The organism is Sulfitobacter sp. HNIBRBA3233, assembly GCF_040149665.1.
Classification (GTDB): Bacteria; Pseudomonadota; Alphaproteobacteria; order Rhodobacterales; family Rhodobacteraceae; genus Sulfitobacter; species Sulfitobacter marinivivus.
In genome coordinates, this window is the sequence record NZ_JBEFLP010000001.1 from 2,406,240 (window position 1) to 2,426,318 (window position 20,079).

19 protein-coding genes are annotated in these 20,079 nt (G+C 62.9%); 6 read left to right on the top strand and 13 right to left on the bottom strand.

Annotation, left to right across the window (positions count from 1 at the left end):
* Positions 1-17 precede the first annotated feature (17 nt).
* The 7 genes from addA to regB form a co-directional block, all read right to left on the bottom strand.
* Positions 18-3,401, bottom strand: coding sequence for a double-strand break repair helicase AddA (gene addA / locus ABMC89_RS11810; RefSeq protein WP_349568126.1), 3,384 nt, complete (start codon positions 3,399-3,401; stop codon positions 18-20).
* Positions 3,398-6,346 (bottom strand): double-strand break repair protein AddB, encoded by a 2,949-nt coding sequence (gene addB / locus ABMC89_RS11815; RefSeq protein WP_349568620.1) that lies wholly within the window; start codon positions 6,344-6,346, stop codon positions 3,398-3,400. The genes addA and addB overlap by 4 nt, the downstream gene beginning before the upstream one ends.
* Entirely contained in the window at positions 6,339-7,019 is a 681-nt protein-coding gene (locus tag ABMC89_RS11820; protein WP_349568127.1) for a nucleotidyltransferase family protein, read from the bottom strand. The genes addB and ABMC89_RS11820 overlap by 8 nt, the downstream gene beginning before the upstream one ends.
* Positions 7,016-8,026, bottom strand: coding sequence for an aminoglycoside phosphotransferase family protein (locus tag ABMC89_RS11825; RefSeq protein ID WP_349568128.1), 1,011 nt, complete (start codon positions 8,024-8,026; stop codon positions 7,016-7,018). Before ABMC89_RS11825 ends, ABMC89_RS11820 begins: the two co-directional genes overlap by 4 nt.
* Positions 8,023-8,490: a tRNA (adenosine(37)-N6)-threonylcarbamoyltransferase complex ATPase subunit type 1 TsaE gene (tsaE, locus tag ABMC89_RS11830; protein ID WP_349568129.1), complete on the bottom strand. Its 468-nt coding sequence runs from the start codon at positions 8,488-8,490 to the stop codon at positions 8,023-8,025. The genes ABMC89_RS11825 and tsaE overlap by 4 nt, the downstream gene beginning before the upstream one ends.
* Positions 8,491-8,529: 39 nt before the next feature.
* Positions 8,530-10,005, bottom strand: a complete 1,476-nt coding sequence (locus ABMC89_RS11835) for a PAS-domain containing protein (RefSeq protein ID WP_349568130.1) — start codon at positions 10,003-10,005, stop codon at positions 8,530-8,532.
* A gap of 92 nt (positions 10,006-10,097) precedes the next feature.
* Entirely contained in the window at positions 10,098-11,483 is a 1,386-nt protein-coding gene (gene regB / locus ABMC89_RS11840) for a sensor histidine kinase RegB (protein WP_349568131.1), read from the bottom strand.
* 103 nt (positions 11,484-11,586) lie between these two features.
* Between regB and ABMC89_RS11845 the strand changes: the two genes are divergently transcribed.
* The gene (locus tag ABMC89_RS11845; RefSeq protein WP_349568132.1) at positions 11,587-12,198 is read left to right on the top strand and encodes an SCO family protein; all 612 of its coding nucleotides are present in this window, start codon (positions 11,587-11,589) and stop codon (positions 12,196-12,198) included.
* 69 nt (positions 12,199-12,267) lie between these two features.
* The gene (locus ABMC89_RS11850; RefSeq protein WP_349568133.1) at positions 12,268-12,822 is read left to right on the top strand and encodes an ActR/PrrA/RegA family redox response regulator transcription factor; all 555 of its coding nucleotides are present in this window, start codon (positions 12,268-12,270) and stop codon (positions 12,820-12,822) included.
* Here ABMC89_RS11850 and ABMC89_RS11855 read toward each other — a convergent pair.
* Entirely contained in the window at positions 12,819-13,304 is a 486-nt protein-coding gene (locus tag ABMC89_RS11855; RefSeq protein ID WP_349568134.1) for a GNAT family N-acetyltransferase, read from the bottom strand. The genes ABMC89_RS11850 and ABMC89_RS11855 overlap by 4 nt on opposite strands.
* Positions 13,301-13,897 carry an HD domain-containing protein gene (locus tag ABMC89_RS11860; RefSeq protein ID WP_349568135.1) on the bottom strand — a complete coding sequence of 199 codons (597 nt, stop codon included), beginning with the start codon at positions 13,895-13,897 and terminating at the stop codon, positions 13,301-13,303. Before ABMC89_RS11860 ends, ABMC89_RS11855 begins: the two co-directional genes overlap by 4 nt.
* Positions 13,898-13,994: 97 nt before the next feature.
* Here ABMC89_RS11860 and ABMC89_RS11865 point away from each other — a divergent pair, with 97 nt between their 5' ends.
* From ABMC89_RS11865 to ABMC89_RS11875, 3 genes are all read left to right on the top strand, one after another.
* Positions 13,995-14,300 carry an S-adenosyl-L-homocysteine hydrolase gene (locus tag ABMC89_RS11865; protein WP_349568136.1) on the top strand — a complete coding sequence of 102 codons (306 nt, stop codon included), beginning with the start codon at positions 13,995-13,997 and terminating at the stop codon, positions 14,298-14,300.
* Positions 14,301-14,384: 84 nt separating this feature from the next.
* A complete protein-coding gene (gene ahcY / locus ABMC89_RS11870; protein ID WP_349568137.1) occupies positions 14,385-15,770 on the top strand; it encodes an adenosylhomocysteinase in 1,386 nt (461 codons plus the stop codon).
* A 192-nt stretch (positions 15,771-15,962) separates the two neighbouring features.
* Positions 15,963-16,304: a DUF2853 family protein gene (locus ABMC89_RS11875; protein ID WP_349568138.1), complete on the top strand. Its 342-nt coding sequence runs from the start codon at positions 15,963-15,965 to the stop codon at positions 16,302-16,304.
* Between the two features lie 244 nt (positions 16,305-16,548).
* Here ABMC89_RS11875 and ABMC89_RS11880 read toward each other — a convergent pair whose 3' ends face one another.
* The 4 genes from ABMC89_RS11880 to tsaD are packed head-to-tail and all read right to left on the bottom strand — an operon-like array spanning position 16,549 to position 19,271.
* On the bottom strand, positions 16,549-16,968 hold the full coding sequence (locus ABMC89_RS11880; RefSeq protein ID WP_349568139.1) for an EVE domain-containing protein: 420 nt from the start codon (positions 16,966-16,968) through the stop codon (positions 16,549-16,551).
* Positions 16,968-17,240, bottom strand: a complete 273-nt coding sequence (locus tag ABMC89_RS11885; RefSeq protein ID WP_349568140.1) for a YciI family protein — start codon at positions 17,238-17,240, stop codon at positions 16,968-16,970. The genes ABMC89_RS11880 and ABMC89_RS11885 overlap by 1 nt, the downstream gene beginning before the upstream one ends.
* 1 nt (position 17,241) lies before the next feature.
* Positions 17,242-18,189: an NAD(P)H-dependent glycerol-3-phosphate dehydrogenase gene (locus ABMC89_RS11890; protein ID WP_349568141.1), complete on the bottom strand. Its 948-nt coding sequence runs from the start codon at positions 18,187-18,189 to the stop codon at positions 17,242-17,244.
* Positions 18,186-19,271 carry a tRNA (adenosine(37)-N6)-threonylcarbamoyltransferase complex transferase subunit TsaD gene (tsaD, locus tag ABMC89_RS11895; protein ID WP_349568142.1) on the bottom strand — a complete coding sequence of 362 codons (1,086 nt, stop codon included), beginning with the start codon at positions 19,269-19,271 and terminating at the stop codon, positions 18,186-18,188. Before tsaD ends, ABMC89_RS11890 begins: the two co-directional genes overlap by 4 nt.
* A 172-nt stretch (positions 19,272-19,443) precedes the next feature.
* Here tsaD and ABMC89_RS11900 point away from each other — a divergent pair, with 172 nt between their 5' ends.
* Positions 19,444-20,058, top strand: coding sequence for a uroporphyrinogen-III synthase (locus tag ABMC89_RS11900; RefSeq protein WP_349568143.1), 615 nt, complete (start codon positions 19,444-19,446; stop codon positions 20,056-20,058).
* Positions 20,059-20,079: the final 21 nt, after the last annotated feature.

Here is a 20,079-nt window from a genome sequence, read left to right on the forward strand (position 1 = left end):
TCAGGGTTGCAGTGAACCTATGAACGGGGCGTGCCATCGTCAAGGCGGGCCCAGCGATCTAGCGCAAGTGTGAGAAGATCGCGGGGCAGTTCCATCAACGCAGCATCCTGTGTCCAGAGGATCGCGGTCCGGATGCCGCGGTCGGGATAGATCGCTGACAGCGCATGGGCATAGGCCCCCATCTGCCTCAGCAACGCTTCTGGGGTGTCTTCAGGGGTTTTTGGCACGGTGCGGTTGGTTTTGAAGTCGACGGCAAGCACATGATCGCGCGCGACGATCAACCGGTCGATCACCCCGTAGATCGGCCTGTCGCCCAGCGGCGCGGTGATCGCGACCTCTGCCAGCGTGTCGGGGGCGAAAAGTGCTGCGAGGTCCGGATTGGCAAGCACTCTGCCCGCTTCCGCCAGAGCCTCGGTGCGCAGGGCTGCGGGCACTGTGGGCAAAAGCGCGTCGGCGGTGCTGCCATGTTGCGCGGCGGGCAGAAGCGGCAGATGCTCAAGCAGCAGATGCACGTAGCCACCGTAGGCCTTGGCCTCGTCCTCGTCGCGGCCCGCATCGCCCGGCAGGGCCTTTGCCCCGCCCATATCCGAGGGTGACAGGCTTTCGATGCGCTGGACGGCCTCAGGCGGGGATCTGGAAAACACCGGATCCAGCGGGGGCGTGTCGCGGGTGACGACCGGAGCGGCATGGATCGGCAGATCGTCCCAGCCGGGTTCCTGATGCCGCTTGCCCGAAACCACAGGATCGCTGAAGTCGACTGCACCGAGATGCGTCAGCGCGTCCTCGATGATCTCGTACCAGGAGGGCGACGTTTTTATGAAATTGCCTGCCGCCGCCACGATCAGCCATTTTTCGGCACGGGTCATCGCAACATAGAGCAGACGCAGCCGTTCTTCTGCCTGCAACGCCTTGGCCTTGTCGATATGCGCCGTCAGTACCTGGGGAAGCTCGTTCGCGCCGGGTTTCCAGATGGCGGTGCCGTCGGCGTCTATGATGTCGCCGCGCAATTCGTTTTTCCACCCAGCGGTGTCAGGCAGGATCACGATCGGCGCTTCCAGTCCCTTTGACCCGTGGACCGTCATCACGCGGATCTGGTTCGAGGCGCTATCGATCTGGCGCTTGATCTCGATGTCATCGGCCTGCATCCATTCCAGAAATCCGGTCAGGCTGGGCACTTCGGACTGCTCGTAGGCAAGTGCCTGGGACAGCAGTGCGTCGATCCCGTCTTCGGCTTCGGCCCCCAGCCGCGCCAGCAGGCGGCGGCGCCCGTCGTGTCGCACCAGCAGCCGCTCGATCAGATCGTATGGCCGCAGGAAATCGACCTGACTGCGCATGTCCCGCAGGATATCCAATGTATCGGGATACCGGTCCTCGCGATCCCGCAGAACCTGCCAGAGCTGTGGTTTTTCACGTCCCTGCGCCAGCGTGAAAAGATCCTGTTCGCTCCAGCCCAGCAGGGGCGACCGCAGCGCGGTCGCAAGGGACAGGCTGTCGTCGGGGGTGGCCAGAAACGACAGCAACGCACCGATGTCGCGCACGGCCAGTTCAGCGCCGACCTTCAACCGGTCCGCTCCCGCGATCGGCAGATCGGCGGCCTTGCAGGCGCGGATGATCTGTTCAAACAGCCCCGTCTTGCGGCCCCGCACGAGAATCAGGAAATCGCCCGCGCGGATGCGACGCCGGATCACGGTACGATCTGGCCCGTCATCGGGGATATAGTTTTCCTCCTCGATCAGATGCCTGATCTGATCGGCGATCTTCTTGGCGAGGATAACGGTCCGGTCTGTATTGCTTTTGCGGTCAACCGGGTCTGACCAATGCTCTTCGGGGTCCTCGGTCTTTTCGTTCTCGATATTGGGCCACAGATCCACGCGGCCGGGCAGGGCGTCCTTGAACGCGAGGTGGACCATGTTTTCGTCCATCCGGGGCTCGGGTTCGGTGTTGAACGTGCCGTCGACTGCCCGCAGGATCGCCGGGGATGACCGGAACGAATAGTCGAGGCTGAGGTTCTGGAACGGCAGGTTCGCCGCAGTAAGACTGGTCTGGAATTCAGATCTTTTCAGGTCGAATTCACGGGGATCTGCGCCCTGGAATGAATAGATCGACTGCTTTTTGTCGCCCACGACGAAAAGTGTCCTGTCGCCTTGGTCGCGGGCACCTTCGCCGGAGGTGAATTCATCGGCCAGCCTTTCGATGACTTCCCACTGTACGGGCGATGTGTCCTGTGCCTCGTCCACAAGGATATGGTCGATGCCACCGTCGATGCGGTACAGCACCCATGCCGCGACTTTGGGATCGGTCAGCAGGGCGCGGGCGCGCAGGATCAGATCGTCGAAATCCAGCCACCCGCGGCTGAGCTTCTGCGCCTCGTATTCCGCAATGAAAACCCGGGCAAAACGGTGCAGCGCGGTCGAGCGCAGGACGTTGCGGTATTTCAGCATCTGCTCGCGCGCATCGAAGGTGCGCTGGCACAGGTCTTCGAGCGGGGTCAGCAGCGGGCCGAGTTCTTTGGATGCTGGTTTGGTCACCAGGCTTTTGGGCATTGACCCGTCGGCGTTGAGCAGGGCGCGCGTCAGTTTCGCCAGCTCGCCCTCGTCCGGGTCGCTGAAATCGATCTCTTCAAGACGCGCGGCGAGCAGCGGCATCGTTTTGCCGGCCTGCACCTTCAGGATCGCGATCGCGTCCGGCATCCAGCGCGCCACCGCTTCGTCCATGACCTCGCGCACGAGCGTTGCGGGATCGAAATCCGCCGGAAGGTCGAGCAGGGCGTGAAGGTCGGGGACCGCATCGCCCGCAAACCAGTCCCGTTTGCCAACGATGCTTTTGGTGAGGTCGGCAAAATTCTCGCCGGTGTAGTGCTGCGCCAGATCGGCGATCAGCGGTGCCTGCGGGCCGTCGGCCAGGGTGTCCACGATGTCCGCCCGCAACAGCTCTGCCGCGCGGTCCTCGATCTCCTTGAACTGGGGGCTGACACCCGCCTCCAGCGGGAAGCGGCGCAAAAGAGCGGCACAGAACGAATGGATGGTCTGGATCTTCAGGCCGCCGGGAGTCTCGATGGCCTGGGCGAAAAGGGTTCGGGCGCGGCGCAGGTCATCGCCGGTAATCGTCTGGAGGACGCCAAGGTCTTTCAGGGCGGCTTGCAGGGCGGCATCATCCATCATGGCCCATTCGCCAAGGCGCTTGAACAGACGGTTCTGCATCTCGCTTGCCGCGGCCTTGGTATAGGTCAGGCACAGGATGCGCTGCGGCTCGACCCCGTCGAGAAGCAATCGCGCAACACGGTCGGTCAGCACGCGGGTCTTGCCCGATCCGGCATTCGCGCTGAGCCATGTAGAGGTATCGGGACGCGCCGCGGTGACCTGCGCGCGCGTGGCCTCGTTCCAGTCCGGCACACCGGTCATGTCAGATCCTCCGGTGTGGCGGTATCGGTCGCGTCCCATTCTCCGAAGCGGGCCAGCTGGTCGTAGTTGCCCGGAAAGCTGTCCGTTTCCGTCATCCGGCGCGCGGTGAATCCCTGCTCGGGGTCGAGATAGGTTGCCAGCAACTTGCGCAGGCTCTCCAGAACCGCCGCCGGGGGTTCCTCCTCCAGCGGTGCCGCGACTTCCTCCGGTTTCGTACCCATGCCGATAAAGACCGCCTGCGATACCGGACCTGCACCGATGCCCTTGAACGCGCCTTCCTCGATCATCGCCGCCTCGATCAGAAGCTGCTTGTCGAACATGCTCTGCTGCTTCTTGGTCGGCGGCTTTCCGGTCTTGTAATCGTAGATCCGGAAGCTGTGGTCATCCGCCTGATCGATCCTGTCTGCGACACCGGTCAGGGTGTAGCCCAGTTCCGGCAGCGACAGCGTTCCGCGGGCGTCATCTTCGAAGGCGACCGGTCTGGCGCGCAAAAGCCTTTCGGCTTCGCGCTCAAGAAACCAGTCGGCCACGCGCACCATCTTGGCCAGCCAGAGCGCGCGCGCCGTGGGCCATGGCACGTCTTCGGCAAGAACTTCGCTGGCGGTGCGCAGGAATTCCGCCCGTGTCAGGGCGTCGGGGGTGTCCGTCACCGTCTTGATAAAGCGTTCGAGCACGCGGTGCAGCGTCGTGCCGCGCAAAAGAGCGTCGGGCGATTGCACCAGCGGGTTCAGCGGACGCAGCCCAAGCGTGTGTTTGGCATAGATGGCGTAGGGATCGCGGATCAGCGTCTTGATTTCGGTCACCGACAGTTTGCGGGGGCGCGCCGCCACCGGCGGGCGCGGTGACGGACGCGGGGCCGAAGGCACGCGCGCCACGGCCTCAAGCGCGCGGGCCTGATCCAGCCAGTAATCGCCGCGCTGGACCATCGCCTGCCATGCGGCGCGTCCACCCTGATCCGGCAGGCCGTTCAGCAGATTGCTCAGCCGGTTGATCCAGCGCGACGGAACGGTTTCCGCGTCATCCGACCGAATGGACCGGGTGATCCAGACCTGCGGCGCGCTGACTGCCTGCTGGTAGTCATGCGCCGACAGGCCCACGCGGCGTTCCGGCAACAAAAGGCCCGCATCATTGCGCATCTTGCGGTTCAGCCACGGATCGGGTGGCGGGGCTTCGGGCCACGTCCCGTCGTTGAGGCCGCCGAGAATGACCAGATCCGCGCCCTGCACGCGCGCCTCCAGCGTGCCCCAGATCATGATATCGGGGTGCGGTGCGTCGCGGTCGCGCACTTCACCCGCGGACAAGAGCGCACCAACCAGATCCGCGTAATCCGCTGCGGCGAAAGCGGTGCCATGGGCCGCCTCGGACTGAAGCTCTGCCATGACGCGGCGTGCCTCGACGCCCGCTTTCTTCTGCCACAGGCCGTGGTCTGCCTCGTGGTCCGGGCCTCCGGCGATCGCTTCTGCGATGTCCAGATGCATCTCCACCCATTCCGAAAGCGGTCTTTCCGCCGGATCGAGGCGATCCAGCATCGCGTTTCCGATCCACGTGGCCCATTCGGACATGCCCGTGTCCTCGCCAGACGCATCTGCGGCCAGCGCGCTCAGGGAATGGGGTTCGGGATAGGGCAGCCCCTTGCGGCGGATGCGCAGTTCCAGCTTCTGGGTACGAAGCTGGTGCAGATTGCGCCCCTCGACACTGTGGGTCAGCGGATGTTTCAGAAGCGTCAGTAGACCTTCGGCATCCAGCCTGCGCGACATCAGCGCCGCGACATGACGCAGGAACCGGCCCGGCGGTGACAGGTGCAGCGGTGTGCCCGCGCTGTCGTCAGGCAGCAGATCCCAGCGGCCCAGCGCCGCCGTGACCCGCCGGCTGAGCATCCGGTCGGGCGTGATCAAGGCGGCTGTGATGCCGTCCTCGGCCGCCTGCCTCAGCCGCAGCGCGATGGCCAGCGCCTCGGCCCTCGGGCTGTCGGCAAGAACCAGCGTCATATCCTGTGTCGCTTCGGCAAGGTTTTCCAGCCTTGGCCCTTCAATGCGCCATGCATCGGTGACGGGGGCAGGGCGCAGGGACAGGGACACAAGCCGGTTGCGCGCCGCCGACGCCGGCGCGATGTTGTCCCAGCGCGCGACAGCATTTGCCGTGCTTCCCGCTTCTTGCATCAGCTTGTGAAAACGGTACTGCGGGTGGTCTTCGGACATCATCGGATCGTCGAGCGCGGCCCAGACCGCAGCGGGCAGATCGAAGTCGAAACCGGGCAGAACCAGCGCCCCTTGCGGCAGCCGTGCCACCGCCTGCATCAACCGCATGGTGGTCCCGCGCGATCCGGTCGATCCCGCGACGATCACCGGGTGCGCGGGCGGGTTTTCGGCCCAGAGCGCGATGATCCCCTCGACCCGCGCGCGCTGGCGCGCTTCGCTATCGGGGGCCGCTTCGGTCAAGGCCAGATAGTTCTGGACGATCCCGAGAAACCGCTTTGCACGGTCCCAATGGCCGGACTGGTCCGACACGTCCAGATCGGTGATCGCGTCGGGCGGCACGCCTTCGCTTTGCATCTCGTCGATCAGCTTGGCCAGACTGTCGGCCAGATCATACAGCGATGTTCGCGAGGCAAGATCGGGGGCCTGTTCGAGAAGGCCGGAAATCAGTCCGATCAGCTCCAGCCGCCGACGCAGTGGCGAGGTGCCGGGCGGCACGACCACTTGTGGCGCAAGCGTCCCCAGATCCGTGATCGTGCGGATCCGCGGCAGGATGCGCGCAGGGCCTTCCTCGAAAATGCCGCGCAGCCTGCGGGCCATGCGTTCGGTATTCACGATCAGGTCGATGCGGCCCAGCGCCTCCGGCGGGTCGTCGCCCTGACGCTTCAGAAGCCCATCGATCAGCGCGCGCGGAAAATCCACACCCAGCGGGAGGCCGAAAACGCGTGGACCGTCCTGCGCCTCAAACATCGCCATGGATCAGCCTTTCCGCTGTTTTGATCCCGCCCGGGTGACCGACGTCGCACCAGCGTCCCGGATAATCCAGCCCGAAGAGCCGGCCTTCGGCCTCCATCCGCCGCCAGAGCAGGTTGAGCGAAAACGCGGGTTCGCGGAAATGCGCCAACCCTTCGGTCTTGATGATCTGGACGCCGCCATAGACCAGCCCCGGCCCACAGCTGAGCCTGCCCGTGTCGTCGATGCTGAAATCACCGTTGCCGTCGTGCTCCAGCGCACGCGATACCGGAATGCAGGACATCAGCGCATCCATCCGCGTCGGATCCCACGCTGCGAGCAGCAGCTTGACCGGATTTGGTCCGGACCAGATCGCGTCCGTGTTCATGGTGATGACCGGACCGGGCCCCAGCACCGGCAGCGCATTGCGCAGACCGCCGCCGGTATCCAGAATATCCGGTGTTTCGGTTATCGTCTGCACGCCAAGCGGCGCCAGATGCGCGTCAAGCATCCGCGCCTTGTAGTGAAGGTTCGCGGCAATCAGCGGCGGCGATACATCCTGTGCCAGCGCAAGCGCATGGTCGATCAGCGGTTTGCCGTCCACCTCGACCAGCGGCTTCGGGCGGTCATTGGTCAGCGGTTTCATGCGCGTCCCAAAACCGGCGGCAAAAAGCAGGACTGGCAGGGTCATGTGCGGGCCTGTGCCCTGATGTGATCCATCCGCTCGGGCGTCGGGGCGGGCAGGGTGGTGCGGATGTGGTCGGCAACCGGCGCCAGGGCGGGATGGGCGAGGTTGCGTTCTACGAACTCCCACACCCGCGGCAGAAGGTCGATGTAGCGCGGTTTGCCCATCGCGAGGCAAAGCCGTGCGAACGCACCGACGATGCGCAGGTTACGCTGCACCCCGAGGATCGCATAGGCCGCGCGAAACCCTTCGGCAGCACTCGGATTTTGCGCAAGATAGCGGTCGATCATCGCCGCCTCGATCTCGCGGGGGACATCGCGCCGCGCGTCCTGAAGCACCGACATCAGATCGTAGGCACGATGTCCCAGCATCGCGTCCTGAAAATCAAGCAGACCGACACGCGCAACGCCGTCGCGGTCGGGCAGCCACAGCAGGTTTTCCGCGTGGTAGTCCCGCTGGATCAGAACCCGTGGTGCCGCGTCGAGCGGGCGCAGCAGGTCGGCAAAAAGATCCTCGAACGTCGACTGCGCCTTGGTCTCACGCTCGCCCGTCAGCGCGTAAAGATACCAGTGGTAGCTGAGTGCCGCATATTCGGTCATCAATACGCTATCGTATGTTTTTACGGGCGGCGCAGGCGCGGCATGCAAAACGCCCAGCACATCGACCGTCGCCGCGTAGAGGGTCGGCTCGATCTCGGGGGTGCGGGCGATCACGGTCTTGAACAGGTCATCGCCGAGATCCTCGATCAACAGGAAACCAGCGCCGGTATCGCGGGCGTAAATGCGTGGCGCGCTGAGGCCGAGCGACAGCAGAAATTCCGCGATCCGGATGAAGGGGCGCACATCCTCGCCCTTGTCGGCAGGTGCGTCCATCAGGATCACGGTATCGCCGTTCGCGGCTGTCAGACGCTCGTAGCGCCTGTTCGATGCGTCCCCCGCAACGAGTGTCCGGTGGGCGTCCTGCCATCCGGCGTTTCGGATGAAAAGCGCGGTCGCTTCTGTATGGGTCGTCATGGAATCCAACGTGTCAAAGGGGCCTCCCACCGCGGATCGGTCCACCGGGCGGTCAATATACGGGCATCGTCACCATCGGACGGAGACAGGGTGATGTCCAGTGCATCGGCGGGGCGCAGGCCGGCCAGCCTGTCCGGCCATTCCACAAGGCAGATCGCGGTATCGAAGGCGTCGATCAGGCCCAACTCCTCGATCTCGGACGGATCGGACAGGCGGTAGAGGTCCGCGTGCCAGATGTCGCAATCTTCGGCCTCGTAGGTCTGGACCAGTGTGAAGGTGGGCGATGGTACGTCTTCTGCGACGCCCAGCACGCTCTGGATGAGGGAGCGCGCAAAATGCGTCTTGCCTGCGCCGACATCGCCCGAAAGCAGGATTGTATCGCCGCTGCGCAACCTCTGGCCCAGCGCCGCGGCGCATCGGGCGGTCTCTTCCGGAGAGGCAAGATTTCGGGTCAGGGTGTTCATGGCGGCAAACTAACGCCGCACTCGGGCAGGGAAAAGCTGCTATTGCGCCGGCTGTAACGAACGGTCGGCCTCCGCAGTTGCGCGAAAGCGGATCAACGTGGCGCCCGCCGTGATCGGAACGACGCCACAGACCATCGTATCCCCGTTTTTCGGCCTGACGGGAAAGGACAGCGCTTCACGGTCGCCGAAGGTGAGCACCGAAGTCTCGACGCTGCGCCAGTCCGGACCGGCATCGCAACACGCCCGCCAAAGCTGCAGCGCATCGGTGATTGTCACATCCGCAAAGCTGCTTTCGGCGGAAAAGCCCCACAGGGTATCATAGGCCCGATTTGAAAAGGTCAGAACGCCCTGCTGTGAAAACACCGCCAGGGCGTCTTCGAAGGTGTCGAGCATGCTTTGACCCAGTTCCAGTTCGGCGCGGAAGTTGCGGGTCAGCGACACCTCGGCGCTGATATCCTCGATCAGGAAGGCGAGGGCGCCTTCCGGGTGGGGCTGTCCTTTCACTCTCAGCGTCTGCCCGTTCTCCAGCGACCATGTCTCGGTAAAGGCGTCGCCCTCTGCGGCGGTGACAAGATCGTTGATGCGGCGGCGCCAGTCGCGATAGTTTTTGGGCTCCGGCATGCGGCGGCGTTCCCGCATGGCATCGAAGAACGAGTCGAGGTCGGGCTTCGGCCCCAGAAACGCGATGTCGAGGCCGGAAAGCTCTGACAATGCGGGATTGAACAGCACCAGCCGCCGGTCGGAATTGAATATCGCCAGCCCGATCTGCAGATTGGCAAACGTCTTGGCCAGCGTCTGGACAAAGCTGCGGCGGGTATTTTCAGCGCTGACCAGATCGGTCTGGCTGATGGCGAAATGATACTGGCCATCGTCCCCCGCGTCGCGGGTTTCGATGTTGTACCATTCGGGGCTCTCGTCCCCGTGCACATCAATGGCGATACGCGACATCGTTTCGGCATCTTGACGGACGAAGACGCCATCGTGCTGGTCGGGCGGCAGGCGCATCCGCGCGCGCAAGGCATCGAACGCGGCATTCGACCAGACAATGCGCCCCGTCCTGTCGGTGCGCCACGCGGGGACAGGCAGCGCATCGCTGAGTTTACCGGCATCATCCGTGGATTGTGCCGGACCGTGGTCGTCAGGCTGATCCGTCAGCGGGCCGTCGGGCACCGTCACGCGCGCAACCTTGCCCATGATCTCGATCCGCAGGGCCGGTCCGCCGTTCCGCGATTCCAGTGTCGCGGCATGGACCTGCCGCGTGATGTCATGGGGCAGGCCTTCGAATTCCTTTTCGAGCAGGGTGCGCAGGTCGTCCCATCCGTTTGATCCGATCAGCAGGGGATAAGCCGCCAGCGCCGAGGGAGTCGCATGCTCCAGTATGCCGTTGCGAAACAGGAAGACCCGCGCGGGTTCGGCAGGGTCCACCCCCCTGCGCTCGCCCGAGCCGGTTGCCCAGATCGCGACGAGCAAAAGGATCGGGAGCCCGGCGAGAAACCCTATCACATAATAAAACACTTCTCTGACCCTTCGGTCGGGATGGACCTTGGATCAGAGTGCCTGCCGGATCGTTAATATTTCTTTAACCACCGGTGGGTTTCGCGAGAAGTTCAACTCATTGCGACATTCTGGCCGACCGCTATGGCGCTTTCGCCATCCCGGGCGTCGATCTTCGCGCGGGGCCAGCGCACCTCGACCACCGCACCGACGCGGCGGGTCTTGTATCCGGCCTCATCGGCGCCGTTGGCGAACCGCAGCTGCGCCCCGGAACGTTCCAGCAGCGTCTTGGCGATGAAAAGGCCCAGCCCCATACCTTCGTAGCCGGGGCGCGATCGCGCGTCACTGCCGCGCTTGCGTCTGGACATGAACGGATCCCCGATGCGCCCCAGAACCTGCTGCGGGAAACCTTCGCCATCGTCGAGGATGCGAACGGTGATGTTTTCGTCGGTCCAGCGCACTTCGATCCAGACAGTGCTGGTGGCAAAATCGACAGCGTTCTGGACAAGATTGCGCAGCCCGTGAATGATTTCGGGCATGCGCAGGATCGCAGGTTGCGCGGTCGGTGGACCATCTTCGGGGTTCAGCTGGATCAGGACCGTTTTCCCACGGTCCATATGCGGTTCCGCAGCGCTCTCGACGACGGTCACCAAAGGGGCCTGCCGCATGTGCAGGTCGTCTTTCCCCGCGCGCCCCATGTTATGAAGGATGTCGCGGCATCTGTCGGACTGTTCGCGGATCAATTCGGCATCCTCGCGCAGCTCGGGCATATCGCGCAACTCGTCCACCAGTTCGGCGCTGACCAGCTTGATCGTGGCCAGAGGTGTCCCCAGCTCATGCGCCGCCGCCGCGATGACGCCCCCAAGGTCCGTCAGCTTCTGCTCGCGTGCGAGCGCCATCTGCGTCGCGGCAAGCGCATCCGACATCAGGTGGATTTCCGACGTGACCCGCCGCGCGTAGGCCGAGGTGAAGATCACCGCGATCACGAGTGCAATCCAATGACCGAAGATAAAAAGCTGCGGGATCGCAAGGATGTCTCCTGTCTGCGTCCGCAAAGGCAGATGCACCACGGCCATCAGCGTCACACTGAAAATCGCCATCAGGCAGATCACGATGGTCGTCCGAAGGCTCAGCGCGGTCGCGGATATGGTGACCGGCCCAAGCAACAAAAGGGCGAACGGGTTGTTCAGCCCGCCTGTCAGCAGCAGAAGAAAACTCAGCTGGGCGAGATCGAAGATGACCATCGCCATGTTCTCTCTCTCGCTCAGCCGCTTGTTTTCGGGAAATACGAAACCGGCAAAGAGATTGCCGATCACGGACGCGCCGATGGCGAACAAGCACCACCCGAGTTCAAGTTCGATGCCGAAGAGCACCGGCGTGACCGTCACCGCAATCAATTGTCCCGCGATGGCAATCCAGCGCAGGTAGATCATCGTGCGCAAGCGAATCCAGTTGGCACGGGTGCGCGTGCTCATGGGTCTGATGGTGGGCTGCGTCATGTCGGCGCCTTGAGTGAAAGTGACTTGTATATTTCCCGACCTAGCGTAGGTCTGGCGCAAATCACTACACCCGATGGCCGCACCCATTCGCAAGGAGGACATCATGCTCCGAATTATCGCCATTTCCGCCGCCGCCCTTCTTGTCGCCGGTCTCGCGGTTCTGACATTCATCAGCCGCAGTTCAGGGGACGACGACTTTGCCCAATGCCGCGCCGGTCAGGTTGCCGGTGGCGCGCTGGGCGGCCCGTTCGAGCTGGTCAATGGCGACGGGCAGACCGTCACTGACGAAGATGTGATCACCGGTCCGTCACTGATCTATTTCGGCTATACCTTCTGCCCGGATGTCTGCCCGCTGGACGTCAGCCGGAATGCCGAGGCGATCGAGATACTGGAAGAGAACGGACAGACCGTCACGCCGGTTTTCATCACAGTGGACCCGGCGCGCGATACGACCGAGGTAGTCGGCGATTTTGCCGATGCGATGCATCCGCGTATGATCGGGCTGACAGGTAGCGACGCGCAGGTCGCGGCTGCGTCCAAGGCGTACCGCACCTATTACAAGGCGCATCCGCCGGTGGATGGTGAGTACCTCGTCGATCATTCGACATTCAGCTATCTTGTGACGCCGGAACACGGGTTCGTCGATTTCTTCCGCCGCGACCTGACGCCTGCGCAACTTGCCGAAAAGCTGTCGTGCTACGTTGACCGGATTTGACCGGGCGCGAGGCCGATCCATATTGCAGGTCAATGAAACAGACTTCTTTGCCACGAGGCGTAACAGATTATGCAACCGGACCAAGTGAGTGAGATCGGGCCAGACAAGTCGCTTTTGCTGGTCGACGATGATGAACCCTTTCTGCGCCGCCTCGCCAAGGCGATGGAAAAGCGCGGATTCGAAGTTGAAACAGCCGATTCAGTGGCGGCAGGCAGTGCGATCGCCACAGCGCGCCCACCCGCCTACGCGGTTTGCGATCTGCGGCTTGAGGACGGAAACGGCCTCGATATCGTGGAAATCCTGCGCGAGAAGCGGCCCGATGCCCGTGTTGTGGTGCTGACCGGCTACGGCGCAATCGCCACGGCGGTTGCCGCGGTGAAAATCGGCGCGACGGACTATCTGTCCAAGCCGGCGGATGCGACGGATATCACGAACGCGCTTCTGGCCAATGGCGACGACCTTCCGCCGCCGCCCGAAAACCCGATGAGCGCGGACCGCGTACGCTGGGAACATATCCAGCGGGTGTTTGAGCTGTGCGACCGGAACGTGTCTGAGACTGCCCGCAGGCTGAACATGCACCGCCGGACGCTGCAGCGGATCCTCGCAAAACGCAGCCCGCGCTAGACGTCGTAGCGCTTGAGACGTTTGTCGACGGCTGTGCCGTCGGCCAGCGTGTAACCCTCGATCGTTCCGTAGTCGCGAAAACCGCGACTTTGGTAATAGGTCAGTCCACCGTCATTGTCGGCGCGGATATTGGCCCTGATCCAGCTGTATCCCAGTGACTTTGCCGCTTTGGCCGTGGCGGCAAACAGGGCCGACCCGATCCCGAGGCCGGTCTGCCCCTGTTGTACGAAAGTGGCGATTTCGGCGGCGTCGGGGGGCAGTTGATCGCTGGGTTCGATCCATTGGAAGCCGACCACACGTTCCTGCGCGTCGAGCGCCACATGCCACGCGGACCTGTCGGGATCCACAGCCATCCATTCTGCCAGATCTTCGCCGGTGACGGGCCGCACAAGAGCCGTCGTGCCGCCGGCTTCGATGATCTGGTTCAGCAGCAGGGCCATGGATCCGGTATCCAGACCCATTGCACGGCGCACGTTGATCACGGCATCTGTTCCAGCAGTTGCGCGTGCCTGGCGGTGAAATCGCGCCGCACCTCGACAGGCGGGCGCAGCATGATGCGCAGGCCTTCCTTCAGCGCCTCATCGGGTTTTCCGAAGAACCTTGTCGCTTCGGCTTCTGAAAATCCGGCAATCTCGACCGCTTCCATCCACGCGCTGATCCGGTCCGCGCGCTTGATCTGCTTCTTGACGGATGCGGGCACTTTCGCGGGCAGGCCGAAGCGGATGTGGATCGCGGCTTCCAGCCGTTCGTCGAGTTTCCCGTAATCCGGCCCAATTGCCGCCTTCACGGGCGAGATCATGTCGCCGATCACGTATTCGGGCGCGTCATGCAAGAGTGCCGCAAGGCGCCATTTGACCGGCGCTGACGGTGCGATCCGGCCGAAAATCGTCTCAACAAGCAATGAGTGTTCGGCCACCGTGTAGGCGAAATCGCCGCGCGTCTGACCGTTCCACCGCGCCACGAAGGCGAGACCGTGGGCGATATCGTCTATTTCGATATCCACCGGTGTCGGGTCCAGAAGGTCCAGCCTGCGACCGGATAACATGCGCTGCCAGGCGCGGGGTTGTTGTGCCATCGTCGGCTCCCGTTTCGCGAAAACGCGATTGGTTCCAAAAATTATTATCGGAACATTTTGTTATTAATCGGGTTTTTCCTGCAACAAGGAGATAGAGATGAAAACCCTTTTCGCCATGATCGCTACAGCTTCCGCTATCGGTTCCGCTGCCGCCGCCCAAGAGGTCTGCATGAGCGCTGCGGAAATGCAATCCTCTTTGATCGACTGGTACGGTGAAGAACCCGTCGCTGGTCCGTCGCCCGACAACACCCGTCTTTGGGTATCTGACGCCTCAGGTACATGGACGCTTGTCCGCACGATGGCCGATGGTGCCGCCTGCGTTGAAGCGACGGGTGAAAACTGGTCGCCCGGCCGTGACGCCAGCGAAATGCTTGCCGCTCTGGAAGCCCGCGACAAAGGCTGAGACAATCAGCCTCTGCGCCATTTATTGCGCAGGACAAGTCTCGGTGGTATGCGCCCTTCAACAGTTCATGAAGGAGTGCCACCGATGGCCAACGACTACATCGTGAAAGATATCAATCTCGCCGAATATGGTCGCAAAGAGCTTGATATCGCGGAAACGGAAATGCCCGGGCTGATGGCGCTGCGCGAAGAGTACGGCGAAAGCAAGCCGCTCGCAGGTGCGCGCATCGTCGGATCGCTGCATATGACCATCCAGACAGCCGTGCTGATCGAAACGCTTGTCGCGCTGGGCGCGGACGTGCGCTGGGCATCGTGCAACATCTTCTCGACACAAGACCACGCCGCTGCGGCCATTGCCGCTGGCGGAACGCCTGTGTTCGCGATCAAGGGCCAGACACTGGAAGAGCATTGGGATTACCTCGACAAATCCTTCATGTTCGAAGACGGCCCCAACCTGATCCTCGACGATGGTGGTGACGCGACGCTCTACATCCTGCTCGGTGCGCGGATCGAGGGCGGTGAGGAATTCGGCGTTGCGACATCCGAGGAAGAGGAAGTCATCCAGAAGCAGATCAAGAAGCGGATGGAAGCCTCCCCCGGCTGGTTCACCAAGATGAAAGACCAGATCAAGGGCGTGTCGGAAGAAACGACAACCGGTGTTCACCGTCTCTACGATCTGAAAAAGAATGGCGGCCTGCCTTTCCCTGCGATCAACGTGAACGACAGCGTCACCAAGTCGAAGTTTGACAACAAGTACGGCTGCAAGGAATCGCTGGTGGACGGCATCCGCCGCGCGACCGACACGATGATGGCGGGCAAGGTTGCCGTGGTCATGGGCTATGGCGATGTGGGCAAGGGCTCTGCCGCGTCCCTGCGCGGCGCCGGTGCCCGCGTGAAGGTGACCGAGGTCGACCCGATCTGCGCCCTTCAGGCCGCCATGGACGGCTTTGAGGTGGTGCTGCTGGAAGATGTCGTCTCCTCGGCGGATATCTTCATCACCACCACCGGCAACAAGGACGTGATCCGCATCGAGCACATGCGCGAGATGAAGGATATGGCCATCGTCGGCAACATCGGTCACTTCGATAACGAAATTCAGGTGGCCAGCCTGAGAAACCACAAGTGGACAAACATCAAGGAACAGGTGGACATGATCGAGATGCCTTCGGGCAACCGTATCATCCTGCTGTCCGAGGGCCGTCTGCTGAACCTCGGCAACGCCACGGGCCACCCGTCCTTCGTGATGTCCGCGTCCTTCACCAACCAGGTGCTGGCGCAGATCGAGCTGTGGAAGAACGGCGGCCAGTACGAGAACGACGTCTATATCCTGCCCAAGCATCTCGACGAGAAGGTTGCGCGCCTGCATCTCGACCGGATCGGTGTGAAGCTGTCCAAGCTCGACCCCGAGCAGGCCGCCTATATCGGGGTTTCCCCCGAAGGGCCGTTCAAGCCGGAACACTACCGCTACTGACCGGTCTTCAGTACATCCGAAAACCGTGAATGCGCAGCGCCGCCCGGGCTTCTCGGGCGGCGGTTGCGTTTGGGGGCCAGCCAATGCGGGGAAAACCGCAGGAAAAATTCCTTTTTCCGTCGAAATTTTATGCTTAGTCTTCCCGTCGAAGACCGGCAAAACGCCGGTTGCCACAGCCGGGAGATTGGAAATATGGGCAAACGCGACGAGTGGATTCAGAAATACGCCGACGATCTGCGTAACAAATGCGGCATGGAGCCGGACATGGACCTGCTGACAAAGGTCACCATCGGATGTGGTCCATCCATTTATAACGCCGACGCCCAGACCGTTGCGGGCAGCGACACCGCAGAGCTGAATACCGTCAAGGAAAACTTCCTGATGAAGAAGCTCGGCCTGCCCGACGACGAAAGCCTGATGGGCGGCATCCAGAAGGTGATCGAAACCTATGGCCGCTCCGAGCGCAACAAATATCGCGCCGTCGTCTACTACATGCTGACAAAACATTTCGGCAAGGAATCGGTTTACAACTGATCTGCCGCGACGACCGGATGCGCCCGCCCGCAGGGGCGGGTGCATTCATTTTGAAGAAAAGACAACATACTGATTTCTTGAAAAAATCCTGCCCTTGGACTATCCAATCCAAACGGTCAGGATGGCCAGAGCGAATTTTGTCATACGTGTGCGGGGTTATGGGAGCGCACGGGGTGAGAAAGGGTTCTGGCTGGGGTGCCGGAACCCTTTTTTCGTTGGTCTTCGGAAAACCGCCGATCTGTATCTAGGGATCTGTCTGCCCCAACTCACAGACGATGCGCCATTCCTCTTCTGTCACCGGCTGGACCGACAGGCGGCTGTTCTTGACCAGAACCATTTCGTCCAGCCGCCCGTCCGCCTTGATGTCGTCCAGCGTGACGGCCTGCTTGAACGGGCGCACCGCCTTGATGTCCACGCATTCCCAACGTTCGTCTTCGGTGGTGCTGTCGGGATGTGCCTCGGCGCAGACCTCTACAATGCCGACAACCGCCCGTTCTTTCTGCGAATGGTAGAAAAAACCGCGATCGCCCGTCTTCATCTCGCGCATGAAATTGCGTGCCTGATAGTTTCGCACGCCATCCCATTCCTCGCCTTGTTCACCGCGTGCGACCTGATCGTCCCAGCCCCAGACGGAGGGTTCTGATTTGAAAAGCCAGTAGGCCATCAGCCGATCACCTTTTTCCATTCCGTCAGGCTGACGCTCTCGAAAAGGCCGGCCTTTGCGTAGGGATCCTGCGCTGCCCAGCTTTCTGCGGCCTTCATATCCGGCACATCCAGAACGATCATCGAACCGCACATTTCGCCATCCGCGTCGATCAGGGGACCGGCCAGATGCACGTGGTCGGTGCTTTTCAGATATTCCACATGGGCAGCGCGGTTTTCCTTGCGAACGTCCAGCGCACCCTGCTTGTCACGGGCCATCAGGCATACCAGCATCTCATTCCTCCTTGAGCGGTCGGTTCAGAAGCGCATCCATCGCTTCGCGTACATCTAAGACGTTATCGAGCAGTCCGGCAACGGCGCTGGTGATCGGCAGGTCCAGACCCGCCTCGCGGGCCAGCCTGTGCACGGCGCGGGCGGTCGCGGCGCCCTCGACCGTGGTCGAAGCGTCAAAGCTTTCGCCGCGCCCCAGACTGAGGCCGAGGCGATAGTTGCGCGACTGTTCGGATGTGCAGGTAAGCGTCAGGTCACCGAAGCCCGACAGGCCGGCCAGCGTATCGGGGTCCGCTCCGCGCTGGGCGGCCAGACGCTGCATTTCCGCAAAGCCACGGGTCATCAGGGCCGCGCGCGCGCTTTCACCCAGACCCGCGCCCATCGCCGCGCCGCAGGCAATCGCGACGACATTCTTCAGCGCGCCACCCAGTTCGGCACCGGCCGTGTCCGTTGTCCGGTAAAGCCTGAGTGTCGTCGTGGTCAGGCGCTTTTGCAATTCCGCGCCATCCTTGGCGACGGCGAGAGTCAGGGCCGTGGGCAGCCCCTTGGCGATATCGGCGGCAAAGCTGGGTCCGGTCAGGATTGCCGCGCTGGCCTGTGGCAGGACGCTCCGGATAACCTCGACCGGTCCGGCCCCGGTCGAGATCTCGATCCCCTTGCAGCAGGCGACCAAGGTTTTGCCGGTCAACTGATCCTGCGCCTCCTCCAGGAAGCCCCGCAGTTTTTGCATCGGCAGACACAACAGCAGTATTTCGGCAGTGCAGGCGCGCGCCAGATCGTCGGTTACTATTACATTCGCGGGCAGCTTGTGACAGGGCAGGCGGCGCGTGTTCTCGCGGCTGTCCTGCATATCGCCCACATCGCGTGCCCATAGGGTGACGGCGCTGTTCCGGCCCAACGCGATGGCAAGCGCCGTGCCGAAGGCCCCGGCCCCGAGGATCGCAACATTCATGCCTTCGCTCCCTTCTTGCCGCTGCCCAGCATCGCCGGTGCGGTGGCGTCCAATGGCCATCGCGGGCGCGCGGCCAGCGTCAGCCCATCCGGTGCGCGGTGCGGCATCTGTTCCAATGCCGCATAGGCGATCATCGCGGCGTTATCGGTACACAGGGCCAGGGGCGGTGCGACAAGCGTGGCACCGAATTCAGCGGCAACAGTCTCTAACCCGCTGCGAATGGCCTTGTTCGCGGCAACACCGCCGGCGATGCAGATGCTGCGTATTTCGGTAAGAGGTGCATATTCGGCCATGGCGCGACGCGCCTTTTCCACCAGCACATCGACCACGGCGGCCTGAAATCCAGCAGAAAGATCCGCCTGATCGACGGCCTTCAGCGCATTGGCCTGCATCAGCTTGTCGCGCTGGCGCAGCACTGCGGTTTTCAGACCCGAGAAGGACATATCGCAACCGGCACGGTCAAGAAGCGGGCGGGGCAGGGCGAACCGCTCCGCATCCCCGTCGCGCGCGCGGCTTTCGATCGCAGGGCCACCGGGCTGGGGCAGGCTCAGCAACCGCGCAACCTTGTCGAAGGCCTCTCCGGGGGCGTCGTCGATTGTCCCGCCGATCCGACGGAACTCCTGCGGGCCCGAGACGATCAGGAACTGGCAATGCCCACCTGACACCAGCAGCATCAGGTAGGGAAACGGCACCGCATCCGTCAGCCGTGGTGTCAGCGCGTGCCCCGCCAGATGGTTCACCCCGTAGAGCGGCAGGCCCCGCGCCATGGCAATCCCCTTGGCGCACATGACGCCCGACACCACGCCGCCGATCAGGCCCGGGCCGGCGGTCACGGCGATGGCGTCGATTTCGGCGAGGGTCAGCTGTGCCTCCTCCAATGCGCGTGCAACGCAATCGTCCAGACGCTCGGCGTGGGCGCGCGCCGCGATTTCGGGCACCACACCGCCGAAATCCGCGTGCAGCGCGGTCTGGTTTTGCACCACGGAGGACATCACCGCAGCCGCACCGGCGGACCCGCGCACGACCGCCGCCGCCGTATCGTCGCAGCTGCTTTCGATGCCCAACACTGTGCGCTCTGTCATCAGGTTCTACCGGATTGAGTTGTATGACGTTTGACGTGGAGGTATCACTCCGGGGCCCGGCAAACAATCCAGAGAGCGTCCCGCCATGCGACAGCCCACGCTCATCCTTACCCGTCCGCAGGCCAGCGCGGAACGGTTCGCGGAATCGCTTGATCCCGCTGCGCTGAAGGGTGTGCAACTGCTGATCGCTCCTCTTATGCGCATCGATCCGGTGGGACCGCCACCAGCCGTTGCCGAAGGCCAAGGTGCGGTCTTCACCTCCGTTCAGGGCGTTTACCATGCCCCGCAGGGCGCGGGCCGACCGGCGTGGTGCGTGGGGCAGGCGACCACGCGGGTGGCGGTTGCCGCCGGCTGGCGGGCGGTGCAGGCGGGCGAGACGGCAGAGCAATTGATCGCAACGCTGCTTGCCAGCCCTCCGGACAGGCCGCTTCAGCATATCTGCGGCGAACACCAGCGCGGCGATATCGCCGAAAATCTGGCCACCGCCGGCTTGAATATCCGCCGGACGGTGGCCTACCGGCAAACCCTGCTCAGGCTTGGCGATGCTGCCCGTGCCGCGCTGGGCGGTCCCGCCATCGTGCCCCTGTTTTCACCTCGGACGGCGCTACAATTCGCGCAGCAGGCTCCCGAAAATCTGGCGAATGTGCATATTGTGGCCCTGAGCGACGCCGTTGCAGAGAATTTGGGAAACCTTCGGGCTGCAGAACTGTTGGTAACGCAGGCACCGACAGGTGCGAGTATGCTGAAAACAGTTGAAATGCTTTGCACAAGCCTCACCTCTGCTTGAGAGGCTTGACTTGCACAGCTA

Excerpts from the sequence above, each read along its gene's own strand:
- addA (WP_349568126.1), bottom strand. The coding sequence starts at position 3,401 with ATGACCGGTGTGCCGGACTGGAACGAGGCCACGCGCGCGCAGGTCACC.
- addB (WP_349568620.1), bottom strand. The coding sequence starts at position 6,346 with ATGTTTGAGGCGCAGGACGGTCCACGCGTTTTCGGCCTCCCGCTGGGT.
- ABMC89_RS11820 (WP_349568127.1), bottom strand. The coding sequence starts at position 7,019 with ATGACCCTGCCAGTCCTGCTTTTTGCCGCCGGTTTTGGGACGCGCATG.
- ABMC89_RS11825 (WP_349568128.1), bottom strand. The coding sequence starts at position 8,026 with ATGACGACCCATACAGAAGCGACCGCGCTTTTCATCCGAAACGCCGGA.
- tsaE (WP_349568129.1), bottom strand. The coding sequence starts at position 8,490 with ATGAACACCCTGACCCGAAATCTTGCCTCTCCGGAAGAGACCGCCCGA.
- regB (WP_349568131.1), bottom strand. The coding sequence starts at position 11,483 with ATGACGCAGCCCACCATCAGACCCATGAGCACGCGCACCCGTGCCAAC.
- ABMC89_RS11845 (WP_349568132.1), top strand. The coding sequence starts at position 11,587 with ATGCTCCGAATTATCGCCATTTCCGCCGCCGCCCTTCTTGTCGCCGGT.
- ABMC89_RS11850 (WP_349568133.1), top strand. The coding sequence starts at position 12,268 with ATGCAACCGGACCAAGTGAGTGAGATCGGGCCAGACAAGTCGCTTTTG.
- ABMC89_RS11860 (WP_349568135.1), bottom strand. The coding sequence starts at position 13,897 with ATGGCACAACAACCCCGCGCCTGGCAGCGCATGTTATCCGGTCGCAGG.
- ABMC89_RS11865 (WP_349568136.1), top strand. The coding sequence starts at position 13,995 with ATGAAAACCCTTTTCGCCATGATCGCTACAGCTTCCGCTATCGGTTCC.
- ahcY (WP_349568137.1), top strand. The coding sequence starts at position 14,385 with ATGGCCAACGACTACATCGTGAAAGATATCAATCTCGCCGAATATGGT.
- ABMC89_RS11875 (WP_349568138.1), top strand. The coding sequence starts at position 15,963 with ATGGGCAAACGCGACGAGTGGATTCAGAAATACGCCGACGATCTGCGT.
- ABMC89_RS11880 (WP_349568139.1), bottom strand. The coding sequence starts at position 16,968 with ATGGCCTACTGGCTTTTCAAATCAGAACCCTCCGTCTGGGGCTGGGAC.
- ABMC89_RS11885 (WP_349568140.1), bottom strand. The coding sequence starts at position 17,240 with ATGCTGGTATGCCTGATGGCCCGTGACAAGCAGGGTGCGCTGGACGTT.
- ABMC89_RS11890 (WP_349568141.1), bottom strand. The coding sequence starts at position 18,189 with ATGAATGTTGCGATCCTCGGGGCCGGGGCCTTCGGCACGGCGCTTGCC.
- tsaD (WP_349568142.1), bottom strand. The coding sequence starts at position 19,271 with ATGACAGAGCGCACAGTGTTGGGCATCGAAAGCAGCTGCGACGATACG.